The sequence below is a fragment of the Sphaerisporangium fuscum genome (assembly GCF_018531465.1).
Lineage (GTDB): Bacteria > Actinomycetota > Actinomycetes > Streptosporangiales > Streptosporangiaceae > Sphaerisporangium > Sphaerisporangium fuscum.
The window spans coordinates 1-13939 of sequence record NZ_JAHDTF010000070.1 but is presented as its reverse complement, the minus strand read 5'-3'; the positions used below and the strand labels follow the sequence as shown (position 1 = coordinate 13939).

Below are 13939 nucleotides of genomic sequence, written 5' to 3'. Positions count from 1 at the left end.
ACGATAGACCTTCAGAATCCCCGAAGTCTCATCAACGTTCGCAGAAGCCGGAGCGCCAGCAGATACGCCCAGGTCCTGGGGCTAGAGAGACCAAGAAGCTCAGTTGAACTCAAGGGTTATTAGTTAGCACTTCCGCACGGCCGGCTGAGGGATCGAACGGCCGAATAAGATCTCGGTCACGCCCGGTCACGCCTAACGAGACGGGCAAGCCTCACAGCCAGTAGCGCCAGCACCCCGTGCACTCGAACGCTTGAGCGGTGGCTCAGGTTTCGGTCACGGTGCCGCGGCGTTCGATGGCACGCAGCCCAGCTCAGCGAACTGGCCTAGCGGCTGCGCCCGTGGTGTCGGAGTCTGGGGAGACGGGATCGCGACGTGGCAACAGCGCCGCTGGAGCGAGGGCGAGCAGGGAGAGGATGAGGGTGGCGCCGAAGGCGATCGCGTACGCCTGCGGGGCAGAGCCACCGGTGGCGAGGTGGCGGGCCACGATGGCGAGGAGGAAAGCCGTGCCGAAGGAGCCACCGATGCGTTGAATGACGCTGAGCAGGGTGGTCGCCTCGGGAATGGCCTCAGGTGACAACCGCATGTACGCGGCGGTGGTGATGGGGACGGTGGCCAGGCCGAGCCCGACACCACGCAAGAACAGAGCGACGCTCAGCGCCGGATCGCTCGCGCCGGGCACGGCCACATAGGGCACCGTGCCTGCGGCGGCCACGACCGTGCCGGCGATGAGCAGCACGCGGGGTCCGAAGCGGTCGGTGAGCCGTCCGGCCAGGGGCAGCGCGGTCATGGTGCCGAGTGCCAGGGGAGCCAGGAGCAGTCCTGTTTCCACGCCGGTGGCACCGCGTACCTGCTGGTAGAACAGTGGCAGCAGCACCATGGGGCCGAAGATCGACGCGCCGGCCAGCATCATCAGCCCGCAGGACAGGGCGAATGCCCGGTCGCCGAACAACCGCAGATCAACCAGGGGATGACGGCGGCGGAGGGCTCGGTGGGTGTAGCCGAGCAGCAGCACGGTACCGAGCGCGATCGGCGGCCCGGCGCCGACGACGTCGGTGGAGGCCGTCAGCCGGGTGCCGCCGTACAGCAGGACCACCAGTCCAGGGCACAACAGGAGTAGTCCGCGCAGGTCAAGTGGTCGCGGATCGGCGGGCACCGTGTCGGGAAGTCCATGCCACGACAGGACCAGAGCGGCGATGCTCAGCGGAACGCTGACCCAGAACACCCACCGCCATCCGGGGCCGTCGATCAATATGCCGCCGAGGACCGGTCCGAGGAGTGGCGCGAGTTGGCCGGGCACCGCGACGAGCGCCATGACCCGGCCCAGCCGCCGTGGTCCCGCCATGGTTGCCAGGATCGTCTGCAGCACGGGCAGGATCAGCCCGCCGCCGATCCCCTGCAGGATGCGGAAGACGATGAGGCTGGAAGTGGACCAGGCCGCCCCGCACAGCAGCGAGGCCACGGCGAAGATAAGCAGGCTGGCCCGCCACAGCGACCGGGCGCCGACCCGGCTGAGCGCCCAGGGCATCGTGGGGACAACCACGGCCAGGGTGAGGAGGTGGGCGGTCGCAACCCACTGAATCTGCTCGGTGTCGGCGGCCAGGGCGGCGCGGGCGTCGTCCAGAGCGACTCCCACGATGGTGGTGTTCAGCAGCGAGGCCAGGCCGCCGACCATCAAGACAGCGGCAAGACGGAGCAGGTTTGGATCGAGCGGGTCGGAGTCACCTCGATTTGTTGGCATGCCAGCAGTATGCTGTGTAATATGCTGGCATGCCAACAAAAAAGGTTTCCGGGAAAGGGTCGCGTTCCCACCCGGGGGTCCAGATCGCCGAGGCCCCGCTGGGCTCGCTGCTGCTGCAGGCCGTGCGGGCCCACGCCGTCCTGGCCGCCTCCCTCCTGACCGACTTGGGCCTAGTGGCGCCGCAGGAGGTGATCCTGCTGTACCTGCAGGACCATGGCCGGACGCCGCAGGCTGAGCTCGTCCGCTTCCTGGGCCGCGACCGATCCACAGTGACCGCGACCCTGCAGGCCATGGAGCGCGGCCAGCTCATCGTGCGGACCCCATCCGAGACCGACCAGCGCGCGATGGAGGTCGGCCTCACCGACGCCGGGCAGGCGCTATGCCCCCGCGTTCGAGCCGCCTGGGCCGAACTGGAACGACTCACCTTCGGCCGACTGTCCCCCGTACAGCGCGAGCAGCTCATGGCCGGGCTCACCGCCGTCCGTGACGCCGCACGAGCCCACAACGAAGAAAAGGACACCCGCCCGTGAACGACCAGCCCCTGCGCCTGGCGCTGATCATCGCCAGCACCCGCCAGGGCCGCTTCGGCACAGCCATCGGCCACTGGACCTCTCGCGTCGCCAGCAGCCGACCGGAGTTCACCACCGACGTCATCGACCTGGCCGGCCTTTCCCTGCCCGCCGATCTCAGCGGCTCGATCGCCGCGACGGAGTTCACCGGCCGCATCGGCGACGCCGACGCGATCCTCGTCGTGACGTGCGAATACAACCACGGCTATCCCGCCTCGCTGAAACTCGCCATCGACACGGTCCGGCAGGAGTGGGCCGCCAAGCCCGTCGGGTTTGTTTCCTATGGCGGGATCGCCGGTGGGTTGCGCGCGGTCGAACAGCTACGACAGGTCCTCGCCGAGCTCCATGCCGTCACCGTGCGCGACACGGTCAGCTTCCACTTCCCGCACGACCACGTGGATCCGGAGGGATACGTCACCGACCCCTCCACCGCCAAATCCGCCGAAGCCGCGGCGCACACCCTGTTCGACCGGCTGACCTGGTGGGGGACTGCCCTACGCGCCGCCCGCCTCGCCCGACCCTACGTCCTGGCCGGCTGAGCGCCGACACGAGAAACAAGGAGCCCCCTTCAATGCCGACCGTCATCGCGCTGACCCGCTTCGGCCCTCCGGAAGTCTTGCGACCCTTCAAGATCGAAACCCCGCGGCCGGGACCTGGCCAGGCACTCGTGCGGATTCACGCAGCCGGAGTCAATCCGGTCGACTGCAAGCTCCGCCGTGGTGACTTCGCCGACTCCAGGCCTGCGAATTTCCCGCAGCGCCTGGGCAACGAGTTCGCCGGAACGGTCATCGCTCTCGGCCCGGACGTCCCCGCTGATGGGGCCGTCGCCGTCGGCGCGCACGTGCTGGGGTCGGCTACGGCGCAGGCCTATGCAGAGGTCATGGCCGTCGACACCGCCGGCCTGGTCGTCAAACCGCCATCGGTCCCGTGGGAGATGGCTGGGGGCCTGCCCGCCGCCGGGCAGACCGCCCACACCGCCCTGTCCCAATTGGGTGTGGGACCCGGCGATGTCATCCTCATCCATGCCGCGGCCGGCGGCGTCGGCACCATCGCCGTCCAACTCGCGCGCGAGCTGGGAGCACGGGTCATCGGCACCGCCAGCGAGAACAACCACGACTACCTGCGCGACCTCGGCGCCCTGCCCACCACCTACGGTCCTGGGCTGCTCGACCGCGTCCACGCTCTCGCACCGGACGGAGTCGACGTCGCCCTGGACCTCATCGGCGGTGAGGCCATCGCCACCAGCCTCGCCCTGATCAACGACCGCCGCCGCATCGGGACGACCGTCGACCAGCGTGCCGTCGAAGAGCACGGGGTGCGACGAGTGGGGGGCCGCTCGCTTCCCGCCCTACGCCAGCTCGTTGACAAGGCGGCGACCGGCCAGCTGATCCTGCCCGTCCGTACCTTCCCACTCAGCCAGGCCATAGCCGCGCATCGCATCGTCGAGAATGGGCACGTACGCGGCAAGGTGGTCCTCACCATCTGACCACCGACCCGGAACAGGATCACCTCTGTACGTGACAATTTCAAGGCCTTCGTCGTCGAGCATGATGCGGACAGGGTCACAGGCTGCGGCTTCGCAGGTGGTTCCACTTCCCATGGCGATGCGGTGGGAGACGACCATGATGTGCCGCTGCTTAATCCTGGAGACATCCAGATAGCGGAGGAAGGTGGCGTCGCGGTATCCGGCGACGAGTTGCCCGCCGAGGAGTAGCGGGGTGCCGTCCTCCAGTTCGGCGAGGTTCGCGGTCGCCCATTCGACGCCTGCCGGCCGCGTCTTCACGCGCTGTCCTCGCTTCGGTGATTGGTGGGCGGAGCCATGCATCGCGGTGGTGTGCTCCAGGTCAGTGCGGTATGGGCCAGTCGTCGCCGACGATGTGCGGGCGAAGCTCGGTCACCTTGACGACGTCCGGGAGGATGTGCCGGGCCTGAGCAGTGCGGACGAAGCAGAGTGCGTACCACCATCCGTTCTCTCTCTGAAGGCCTCGCTGTAGTCCCGGGGAAATTTCCAACGGATTTGCCTGACCTGCGGCGATAAACAGGACCTGGACAGCAGTCGCGAGGCGTCTACGGTGGGATCATGGGCGATGACGAGCCGAGGTTCGGCTACGGCCAAGGACGGCGGCCGCTGTGGAGCGCGATCGCGATGCCGAGCACATCCGGGACGCACTGCGTGCTGCCGGGCTGATGGAGTTCAGCGACAGCCGGGCCGGGTTCGTGGTGGAGGGCGGGGCACAGGGCGTCCCTTTCCTGGTGGCTTTCGCTGGGCCCGAGAGCGGGGCCGGGGAGCAGGTTGCTGCGTATGCGGCGGTGCTGAGGGTGGTCGGGATGCGGGCCGAGCCCGACTCCGAGGACGAGCAGGCTCTGCAGGTGTGGCCGGCCTGATGAGCGGTCGGCCGCCCTGGTGCCGTCAGCGGGGACGGCGCCGCTGGATGGGGTCGGCCTTTGCGGTGATGCGGGCGGAGGTCTCTTCGCCCAGGCGCACGTAGCGGTCGAGGCTGGCCAGGTGCTGGTGGCGGCTCTTGGCCTGGAGCTCGGGCGCGGTGCGTCCGGGTTGGGCGAGGTGCTGGAGCGCCGAATGACGCAGCTGATGCAAGGTCCACCCCTGGCGGTGCGGGTCGAGCTCGGCCGAGGCGGTCTTGAACAGGTACTCGGCGCGTGGATAGGACAGGCGGCCCCGCCCGGTGACGGGACAGACGTCGCCGGACGCCGGCGCGCGGCGGCCGGAGGGCCCACCAGGCCATGAGGCAGCCAGGCCGGTATTCGCGGTAGGCCGGATCGGTGACGGTGGTGGCCAGAAGAGCGACCCCTCGGACCGTTCGGTCTCGTCTGGCCACAGCAGCGGGGACGACTTGTCGTAGAGACCGGTAACGCCGACGATCCGCTCGCTGTCTTGCTCGACCAAGGCCCACACTGGGAAGGACGACGAACACGTCCGCATCTGCGGCAAGGGCGGCAGCGTGTGGACCGTCCTGTTGGACGACCGCGGCTACGTCGCCCTGCTCAAGCTCTACCTGGCCCGCGCCGGCTACACCGCCGGGCCGCTGTTTCGCGCCTCCATCAACGGCCGCGGCGGACCGCTGTCCTACGACGCCGCCCACCACCGCTGGCAGACCTACTGCGCGCAGGCCGGGGTCGAGATCGACATCCACCAGCTGCGCCACGCCCACGCCACCGAGCTCATCAACACTGGCGTCTCCATCGAGGCCGTGCGCCGCCGCCTCGGCCACGCCTCCACCGAAACCACCCAGCTGTACGCGCTGCTGGACGACAAGGTCGCCGACGCCGAGATCCGCGCCGCCCGCCGACGCCGCGACCGAGCGATCCACTGACGACAAACCGCTCAGGGCCATCGCATCCTCTTGCACCATCAGCACAGGTCAGAGATGGGTTCGTTGGATTATCCGCGATTGCTACCGGGACCCCGAGGCGGTGGCCGACGAACGCGGCCGGATCGAGCGCATCCCGTACGAGCTGTGCGTTCTGGTGGCGCTGCGCAAGGCAATCCGCCGACGGGAAATCTGGGTCGAGGGCGGCAAGATCTGGCGCAACCCGGAGGCGGACTTGCCGGCCGACTTTGACGACAACCGGGACGTGCACTACGAGGCCCTGAAGAAGCCCCGTGACCCCGCGGCGTTCATCGCCGACCTGCAACGCCGCCACACCGCCGCCCTCGACCGGCTGGACAAGGCGATGCGCAAGGGCACCACCGGCGGCGTGAAGATCACCCGGAAGAAGGGCGAGCCGTGGATCAGCGTCCCACCGCTGGGCAAGCAGGAGGAGCCGACGGGCCTGAAGGCGCTGAAGACGGAGATCTCCCGCCGCTGGGGCGTGATCGACCTACTGGACGTGCTCAAAGACGTCGCCCATGTCACCGACTACACCTCCGCCTTCGCCTCGGTGGTCTCGCGCACCGTCATCGATGAGGCGGTGCTGCAGAGACGGCTATTGCTCTGCCTGTACGGGCTGGGACGAACGTCGGGATCAAGCGAGTGGCCGACGGCGTGGCCGCGGCCACGCTGCCGCCCGGGCAGCGCGACAATGAGGCGGCGCTGCGACGAACCCGCCGGCTGTTCATCAACCGGGACAACCTGCGCGAGGCGATCCGCCTCATCGTCAACGCCACCCTGAAGGCGCGCGACACCGTGCTGTGGGGCGAGGGCACCTCGTGCGCGTCCGATTCGCGTAAGTTCGGGTCGTGGTCGGCGAATTTCATGATCGAGTGGCATCAGCGCTACAGCGGGCCGGGGATCATGGTCTACTGGCACGTCGAGCGCCGCAGCGTGTGCATCTACAGCCAGGTGACCAGCATGACCGCCTCCGAGGTGGCCTCGATGATCGAGGGCCTGCTGCGGCACCTGACCGACGCGGAGATCGATCGCCAGTACACCGACACCCACGGAGCCTCGATCGTCGGGTTCGCCTTCTCCGAACTGCTCGGCTTCAAGCTGCTGCCACGGCTGAAGAACATCGGCTCGGCGCGGCTGTACCGGCCCGGGACCGGCGAGGACGGGGCCTGGCCACACCTGGAGGCGGTGCTGTCGAACAAGACCATCGACTGGGACCTGATCGCACGCCACTACGACCAAATGATCAAGTACGCGACCGCGCTGCGGTTGCGCACCGCAGAGTCGCACCAGATGCTGCGCCGCTTCACCCGCGGCGGCCCCAAGCACCCCACCTACCAGGCGATCGAGGAGCTGGGTCGCGTCATCAGGACAATCTTCATCTGTGAGTATCTGGCGGATGAGGAACTCAGGAGGGAGATCAACGAGGGTCTGAACGTGGTGGAGAACTTCAATTCCGCCAGCAAGGACCTGTTCTATGGCAAGGCCGGCGACCTGACCGGCGACGACCGCGAGAACGTCGAGGTCTCCGCGCTGGCGCTGCACCTGATCGCCGCGGCCATCACCTACCTCAACACGCACCTGATCCAGATCGTGCTGCGCGATCCGGCTTGGCGAAAACGGCTGAGCCCGGCCGACCGGCGCGGGCTGACCGCGCTGTTCTGGTCCCATCTGAACCTGTATGGCCGCTTCGAGCTCGACATGAGTCGCCACCTGGAGTTGGAGGTGTTCCGCTCGGGCGGCCCAGTGCCCCATGACGCACGGGGTTGGGCCAGGGCTGGCACCGCTCAGCCCTGTCGGCCCCGCCGTCTACTGCCGGATCGGCAGGCCGGGCGTGCCGGCGGCGATCTCTGCGGGCGGTACGGGCGTGCCGCCGCGTCTCGGGTGCACCTGAGTGCTTACGGGCGCGCCCTCGCCGCAGCGTCCCGGACCGCGTGGTCCGGGCCCGTCTTCGCCAGTTCGTCCAGCACCTCCAGCGCCTCCGCGGTGCCGATCCGGGCGATGGCGTCGACAGCCTTGACCGCGCGGGCCCTGGTGCCCCGCGCTACCCAGCCGGGGATCAGGGCGGCCAGGTCGCGGGCCGTCCGGCCGTCGCCGAGCCATCCCAGCGCGGGCAGCGCCCAGGCGTCGCCGTGCAGGAACAGCGCCCAGCCCAGGTCGGCCAGCGAGCGCCGGTCGCAGGCCTCGCGGACCGCTTCCAGCCGCTCGTCCGGCTTCCTGGCCAGCGCCACGAGCCTCCTGGTCGCGGCGGCGGGCAGGGCCCGGCCGCCGCCCTTGATCAGCACCTGCGGCAGGACATCGGGATCGGCGTACGCGGGCAGCCGGGGCGCCCGGCCCGGCGCGGTCAGCACGGCCGGGAGGTCCTCGCCGGGCGCGTCCGGGACCCGCGGCGCCGGGTCCGGCCCGGGCAGCTCCGGATGCGCCTTGAGGTGCATGCGAAGCAGCCCGGAGGCAAGGAGCGCCGACGTCGAGTCGCGCGCGGCCACCGCGGACAGCACCCGTACCGCCCGCACGGGGAAGCGCTCCATCGCCGCAAGCAGGTACTCACGCGCGAACTCCCGCTCGTACCGCTCCAGCAGCAGCGTGAACGCCTCGTCGCTCGGAATCAGGGAGATCAGCTCCACGAACTGCTCCCGCCACGGCTTGTAGATGAGCATCCGGTCCCAGGCGTCGACCAGGAGCGGGGCGGCCGCCGGGCCCAGGCCGTCGGCGATCGTGGCGCGCATCCCGTACGTGAACGCGCCGAAGTCGGACTCCTCCAGCCTCCAGCCGAGCAGTTCGAGGTGCCGCAGGGTGCTCACCGACGCCCACAGTCGTTGGCGGTAGGTGGCGTCCCCCCACTAGGTGGACGGCGGGTCGGCGCAGCACTCGTCCACCCAGTCGTGCCGGGTGGGCACCAGGTAGGAGACGACGAGCCGCCGGGAGCGGGTGCCGCGGTGCGCGGCCAGGCGTTCCACCGCCCGCCGGTACTCCTCCTCGGGGCAGAAGGCCAGCAGCCCCCGGACCCGGCGCAGGCTCACCGAGTCGACCAGCCGAAGGGAGTCCAGCGGGCGCAGGTCTTCCGCCGAGGAGGCGATGCCGCTCAGTTCGGCGAGCGCGCAGGCGGCGAAGGCGAGTCCGCGGGAGGCGATCCACCCGTCGGTGAAGGTTCGCGGCGTTTTACTCCCGTTCTCCAGACGGTCGACGATCGATGCGATCGCCGCCGCCCCGGTGGGGTCATCGGCGCCGCTGAGGTATGCCCGCGCGTGCGCGACCAGGACTTTGTTGCTCCTGCCCGCCGACAGCACGGCCTCGATGCGGCCGCGGTGCTTCTCGGTCAGCTTCGCTGCCACGTCCGCGGCGCCGGTGTCGACGGTGTCGCTGGGCGCGACCTCGCCCAGCGCCCGGTCGGAGACGCCCGGTTCCGCGGGGAGCGCGCCGCCCCGCCGGGGGTGCAGATCTCGGCGCAGGGGCTCGGAGAGGACCAGGACGTCCTCGGCCGGGGGGAAATGATCATCCATGGCGGATCACCGTAGCGGAACCGGGTGACACTCACCCCGCGTCCGGCAGATACGGCCCTCCGCTCGGGTCCGTGCGATGAGCCCCAAAGTAGCGAGTCGACGCTGGTCGGAGCCTTGATCAAACTCGGGTCCCTCGCCCCCGGGTACCCCGAGGCCCGGGTGTGTGAGGCCGGACCCCATCCTGTTGGCCCTCTGCTCGGTCTGTGGCGTCGGGCTGCGGCCACGTGCGGGCGGGCCGATAACAGGGCCTGCCTCGACTGTTGCCCAAGAAGTGATCAAAAGGTCCCGTGATCATCGCTACCGCCAATTTCTGCACTCAGACTCCTCGGGGGCCGACCATGCTCGCGCTGGCCGAGGCGCTGCTTCGTCCCACTCGTCCGAAGGGCTGATCGAGGAGGCCTCGGCGCGCCGCCGCGGTGGCTTCCCCGCTTCGGGCCGTACTCAGCTCCGCGAGCCGCACGAGGTTCGGCACCAGGATTCGGCGCCGGCTCTCGTAGACTCCGCGGTCATGACAGAACGATGGCCCTTCATCCACCACGTGACCTTCATCGCCTCGGACCTCGAGGCGAGCACACGCTTCTACACCGCCGCGCTGGAGCCTCTCGGCGTCGTCGGAGAGGCGGCAGACGGCGGAGCGGAGTTCTGGGAGGAGGAGTTGGACACCCCTTCCTTCGGTCTGTATCCCGCTGGCGACGCCACGGTGACACGGGGCGCGCACATCGCGTTCACCGCCCGCGACCGGGGTGCGGTCGACGCCTTCCACGCGGCCGCGCTGGCGGCTGGCGGCAAGTCCCGGCACGAGCCCCGACTTTGGCCCGAATATGGCGCCTATTGCGCGTTCGTAGATGACCCGGACGGCAACAACGTCGAGGCGGTGTACAAGGAGCAGGCTTAGGGTCGGCACCTGGCGCTGATCGCGGCGGTGGCGGGACGGTGCACGTGGTCTTCCTGGGGAGGTTTCTCAGGGGCTACGAGCCCGATCTCATCCAGGCCGACCCACGGCGATGCGCCGTACAGCCGGACGACCCACGACTGGACCCCCATCGCTGGCGCGGGCCGGGAGACCGGCCCAGTTGCCGTCGTCGGCGCCGCGTTCCAGGGGTGAACAGGACCTGCTGGCGGTCGGCGGCTAGCTGCTGGCGGGCCTGCTCGAGCAGTGACTCGCGTGCTCCGGGGGCGGGGGTGCAGATCCAGTCGGTTGCGGTGCACAGCGCATCGGCGTGCGCGGCCGGGTTGCCGCCGGTGCCGAAGATGAAGATCGGTCGCCCGTCGGGGTAGTGCGGCGGGCGGAAGAACATCCGGCTCTTCCGCAGCGCGGCTCTGGCCTCCTTGTGCTCGCGCAGGACCAGGTTCGCCGGTGACATCCAGGTGGAAGCGGGGCGAGGCCGGCCTCCAGCTGGTGGCAGAGGCCGGCACGACGCTCGGCCCCTCGATTCCTTCGGCCGCCAGCAGGTCGTGCAGATGGTAGAGCGGCCAGCGGCCTACCCCGCGCAGCCACAGGATGCTGAAGGATCCGCTGTCGCCGCGGGGGTTGGGCTGCCACTGCAGGGCCATGAGGTTTCCGGCGGCCTGCTCGGGGACGAAGGACATCAAGTCGCGCGGCGGCTGCCGACTCCAAAAGTCCTCACCATCCCCGATCGGTGAGCTGCTGATCGCCGGTAGGCGCTGGGCGACCTCGAAGAACGACGTTGTGATCCGCAAGGCCCACACGCCGGCCTGGAGAAGTCGCGCAAGCTCGGTCAGGGTGTTGCGAGGCGTGGCATCGACGGCCGGTTGGTGGGCCTGGATCCATGCCTGGGCGGCACTCTGGGCCGATATCGGGGTGTCGTGGGCCGCGGTCATCGACTCGATCAGCTGGGCCCAGTCGGCGGCAGGTGCCTGGAACGGAGCAGCGACCAAGGGTTCGCAGTGCTCGTCGAAGTAGTGGTCGGTGGCTTCCTCCAGGTCCGCCTTGCGGGAGAAGTCGTTGCGCTCCCCCAGGCCGTGCAGGTCGCGGGCCAGGCGGCACAGCAGGCTGTATCCGGTGAACGGCCCTTCGGATCGGTATCACTCAGTCATGACCGCTACGACTTGCATTTGCAACGTCACTGACCGCTACTTTGGGGCTCATCGCACGGACCCGAGTGGAGGGCCGATACCGCAGGCCGCGCTCCACCTCGGGACGGGCCGCGCTGGACGCCGCCGCGACATCGTCCGCAAGACCAAGAACGGCCTGGAGACCGCCCGCAAGCAAGGCAAGGTCGGCGGCCGCCGGCCCGTCGTCGACGACGACAAGCGCGCCGCGATCCTGGCCCGCCGCCGGCGCGGGGAATCCATCCGCACCATCGCCGCCGGGGTGAAGGTCTCCGTCGGCGTCGTCCACAAGACCCTCAAGACCGCCGAGGGCAACCCCACCGACCGGCCCGGCCTCATCGACTGACCCCGCCCCAAGCCACCCGCATCGAAACGGCCAGTCACGGCAAGACGAGCCCGCCGGGCTCTTTAACGTGACTGGCCGTTTGGTTGCTGCTCAAGCCCCGTGACCAACCGGGCCCGGCTGGGCCGAGCGGGCGAGTGCCGAGCTGCTCCCCCGGCTACGGCTGCTGCGTCATACGTCGATCCGCTCGAAGATGTGCGGGTACGACACGATGTCGTCGGGGAACTCGGCGGCCATGCGCTGGAACTCCGGGCTGCCGAACGCCGTGGCGAGAGCCTCGGTCGACTCCCAGACCGCGACGTTCATCAGAAGTCGGCTGTCCGCCGTCCCCTTGTGCATCTGCAGGGAGACGAATCCCGGTTGAGCCTTCATGAACTCCGCCTGCCTCCGAAAGAGGGTCAGGAACACTTCGGTCTTCTCCTTTGGGACGACGAAGGTGTTGGCCAGGACGATGGGTCCGGTCTCCTCCTTGAACTGCGCGAACATCGGCACATTCGGGTCCAGGCTCTGCAGCTTGGCCATCTGCGGTACTTCCTCTCGCTTATCGGTTGTCCCACGGCGCCGCGGCCCGCCACCGCCGTACTGGATCCGGCGACGCTCACGACCTGTGGGACGGGGGATCTGACGGGCGCTCAAGGGGCATCGCCGGTGCCGGCCTCCAGCGTCCACCATCCTGCCAACATGTGTTGGCCAACTCTTGTTGGCAAACGTAGGGCCGCAGCCCTGGAGTGTCAACACGTGTTGGCCTATGGTTGTTGGCATGACCGGCACCACGGAGAACCAGCAAGCCGCACGGCGTTCCGACGCCACCCGCGCCACGATCCTCGCCGCGGCCCGCGAGCGGTTCGCGGCGGACGGCTACGAGAAGGCGACCATCCGGGCCATCGCGCGCGACGCGAGGATCGATCCGTCGATGGTGATGCGCTACTACGGCAACAAGGCAGGCCTGTTCGCGGCGGCCGTCGCCATCGACCCCGGGCTGCCCGGTCTGCCCGTCGAACCGCGCGAGGCGATCGGCCGTGCGCTGGTGCGCCACTTCCTCGCCCTGTGGGAGGAGAACGGGGAGCTCACCGCGCTGATGCGGGTCGGCGCCACCGACCCGGCCGCCGCCGAGCGCATGCAGAGCGTGCTGCGCGAGCAGTTGATCCCGCTGGCCCGCCGGGTGGGCCCCGATCCGGAGCAGGCGCCGGTGCGGGCGGCACTGTGCGCCTCGACCGTGCTGGGGCTCGCGCTGACGCGCTACGTGCTCCGGTTCCCGGCGAGCGTGGCGCTCGGCCGCGAGGAGATCGTGGACTGGCTCGGACCCACGGTCCAGCGGTATCTCACCGCACCCACACCCTGAAGAACGCCTCGAGGGCACCCACCGCGACCTCGGTCATTCCTCACCCCGGAGCCCAATCTCTGAACGGTACTCACCCTCGTCGGCGGTGGATCGTCAACAGTGCTGCTCCGACGAGGAGCTCGGCCGCGACGACCCAGATCCGCCACATGGAGGGCGATGTCCAGATCGCTGCCTGGCGCAATCGTGATGCCGCTCCCCTGCCTCGCTATCTCCAGGGCCGCTACACCACTCTGGAAGTCGCTTCACCGGCACGACCGTGAGGCGCTGGTCCGCCGAGTCGGTCGGCAAGCTGGAAGAACTGGTCGCCGTCGATGCCCTCGCGCCCGATTCTGACGTCGAGGGTGATGACGTGTGGAAAACGGCGCTAGACCACGTCGAACTCGTTCCCCTCGGGATCCACCATCGCCACCGCATAGTGATCGACGCCGGCCTGCGACAGCACCCGCACAACGGACGCCCCCGCCTGGACAAGCCGCTCCACCTCGGCATCCACCCGCGCTTTCCGGGTCTCCAGCGGTACGTCCTCCCGCTTGCCGCCCACCTTCACATCCAGGTGGAACCGGTTCTTGACCGCCTTGCCCTCAGGCACCTGCTGAAACCAGATCCTCGGCCCGTGCCCCTCGGGATCGACGATGCTGTCGCTGCCGTCCCCCTCGCCGAGCTCGTCCTCGGGCACTCCGATACTGCGCCAGTAATCCCGCCACGTGTCGAATCCGCCCGGCGGCGGCTCCACCGTGTACCGCAGCGCGCCCGCCCAGAACCGGGCCATCCGGTCGGGTGCCGCACAGTCGATGACCAGCTGATAAGAAACCATGGCGGACATCCTGCCGAACCCATCCGACAATTGCTGGCTCACGGTCCGGACGGTTCACGGTCCGGGCGGCTCACGCTCCGGAAGGGTAACTAATAACCCTTGAGTTCAACTGAGCTTCTTGGTCTCTCTAGCCCCAGGACCTGGGCGTATCTGCTGGCGCTCCGGCTTCTGCGAACGTTGATGAGACTTCGGGGATTCTGAAGGTCTATCGTC

At 69.1% G+C, this 13939-nt stretch carries 16 protein-coding genes and 1 pseudogene; 10 read left to right on the top strand and 7 right to left on the bottom strand.

Translation table 11 applies throughout. The annotated features are described in order from the left end of the window. Positions 1-310: 310 nt before the first annotated feature. A complete protein-coding gene (locus KIK05_RS46120) occupies positions 311-1738 on the bottom strand; it encodes a DHA2 family efflux MFS transporter permease subunit (RefSeq protein WP_214417286.1) in 1428 nt (475 codons plus the stop codon). 29 nt (positions 1739-1767) lie between these two features. Between KIK05_RS46120 and KIK05_RS46115 the strand changes: the two genes are divergently transcribed. The 4 genes from KIK05_RS46115 (at position 1768) to KIK05_RS46100 (ending at position 4692) form a co-directional block, all read left to right on the top strand. Beyond that, complete coding sequence (locus KIK05_RS46115; protein ID WP_214417285.1) at positions 1768-2268, top strand: MarR family winged helix-turn-helix transcriptional regulator; 501 nt, start codon at positions 1768-1770, stop codon at positions 2266-2268. Beyond that, positions 2265-2846, top strand: coding sequence for an NADPH-dependent FMN reductase (locus KIK05_RS46110; protein WP_214417284.1), 582 nt, complete (start codon positions 2265-2267; stop codon positions 2844-2846). The genes KIK05_RS46115 and KIK05_RS46110 overlap by 4 nt, the downstream gene beginning before the upstream one ends. 32 nt (positions 2847-2878) lie before the next feature. Then, on the top strand, positions 2879-3793 hold the full coding sequence (locus KIK05_RS46105) for an NADP-dependent oxidoreductase (protein WP_214417283.1): 915 nt from the start codon (positions 2879-2881) through the stop codon (positions 3791-3793). Positions 3794-4437: 644 nt separating this feature from the next. Then, positions 4438-4692 (top strand): hypothetical protein, encoded by a 255-nt coding sequence (locus KIK05_RS46100; RefSeq protein ID WP_214417282.1) that lies wholly within the window; start codon positions 4438-4440, stop codon positions 4690-4692. Between the two features lie 25 nt (positions 4693-4717). Here KIK05_RS46100 and KIK05_RS47875 read toward each other — a convergent pair whose 3' ends face one another. Beyond that, entirely contained in the window at positions 4718-5212 is a 495-nt protein-coding gene (locus KIK05_RS47875; protein ID WP_250564586.1) for a site-specific integrase, read from the bottom strand. On the opposite strand from KIK05_RS47875, the gene KIK05_RS46090 reads away from it, so the two are divergent. From KIK05_RS46090 to KIK05_RS47865, 3 genes and pseudogenes are all read left to right on the top strand, one after another. Then, a complete protein-coding gene (locus KIK05_RS46090) occupies positions 5187-5639 on the top strand; it encodes a tyrosine-type recombinase/integrase (RefSeq protein WP_308250437.1) in 453 nt (150 codons plus the stop codon). The genes KIK05_RS47875 and KIK05_RS46090 overlap by 26 nt on opposite strands. 100 nt (positions 5640-5739) lie before the next feature. Next, a complete protein-coding gene (locus KIK05_RS47870) occupies positions 5740-6438 on the top strand; it encodes a hypothetical protein (protein ID WP_250564585.1) in 699 nt (232 codons plus the stop codon). After that, positions 6327-7286 (top strand): annotated as a pseudogene (locus tag KIK05_RS47865) (Tn3 family transposase); the annotation flags it as partial. The gene KIK05_RS47870 and the pseudogene KIK05_RS47865, both read left to right, overlap by 112 nt. 266 nt (positions 7287-7552) lie before the next feature. On the opposite strand, the gene KIK05_RS47860 reads toward KIK05_RS47865, so the two are convergent. Together KIK05_RS47860 and KIK05_RS46080 are read right to left on the bottom strand one after the other, a co-directional pair. Continuing rightward, a complete protein-coding gene (locus KIK05_RS47860) occupies positions 7553-8455 on the bottom strand; it encodes a hypothetical protein (protein WP_250564590.1) in 903 nt (300 codons plus the stop codon). 39 nt (positions 8456-8494) lie between these two features. Beyond that, positions 8495-9154 carry a hypothetical protein gene (locus tag KIK05_RS46080; protein ID WP_214417280.1) on the bottom strand — a complete coding sequence of 220 codons (660 nt, stop codon included), beginning with the start codon at positions 9152-9154 and terminating at the stop codon, positions 8495-8497. Between the two features lie 538 nt (positions 9155-9692). Between KIK05_RS46080 and KIK05_RS46075 the strand changes: the two genes are divergently transcribed. After that, positions 9693-10049, top strand: coding sequence for a VOC family protein (locus tag KIK05_RS46075; protein WP_308250436.1), 357 nt, complete (start codon positions 9693-9695; stop codon positions 10047-10049). Between the two features lie 73 nt (positions 10050-10122). Here the strand turns inward: KIK05_RS46075 and KIK05_RS46070 are convergent, their stop codons facing one another. After that, on the bottom strand, positions 10123-10518 hold the full coding sequence (locus tag KIK05_RS46070; protein WP_214417278.1) for a hypothetical protein: 396 nt from the start codon (positions 10516-10518) through the stop codon (positions 10123-10125). A 692-nt stretch (positions 10519-11210) separates the two neighbouring features. Here KIK05_RS46070 and KIK05_RS46065 point away from each other — a divergent pair. Continuing rightward, positions 11211-11573 carry a hypothetical protein gene (locus KIK05_RS46065; RefSeq protein ID WP_214417277.1) on the top strand — a complete coding sequence of 121 codons (363 nt, stop codon included), beginning with the start codon at positions 11211-11213 and terminating at the stop codon, positions 11571-11573. 168 nt (positions 11574-11741) lie between these two features. Here KIK05_RS46065 and KIK05_RS46060 read toward each other — a convergent pair whose 3' ends face one another. Continuing rightward, a complete protein-coding gene (locus tag KIK05_RS46060; protein ID WP_214417276.1) occupies positions 11742-12092 on the bottom strand; it encodes an antibiotic biosynthesis monooxygenase family protein in 351 nt (116 codons plus the stop codon). 238 nt (positions 12093-12330) lie between these two features. Here KIK05_RS46060 and KIK05_RS46055 point away from each other — a divergent pair, with 238 nt between their 5' ends. After that, positions 12331-12912, top strand: a complete 582-nt coding sequence (locus KIK05_RS46055) for a TetR/AcrR family transcriptional regulator (protein WP_214417275.1) — start codon at positions 12331-12333, stop codon at positions 12910-12912. Positions 12913-13276: 364 nt separating this feature from the next. On the opposite strand, the gene KIK05_RS46050 is transcribed toward KIK05_RS46055, so the two are convergent. Further along, the gene (locus tag KIK05_RS46050) at positions 13277-13768 is read right to left on the bottom strand and encodes a VOC family protein (RefSeq protein ID WP_308250435.1); all 492 of its coding nucleotides are present in this window, start codon (positions 13766-13768) and stop codon (positions 13277-13279) included. Between the last annotated feature and the right edge of the window lie 171 nt (positions 13769-13939).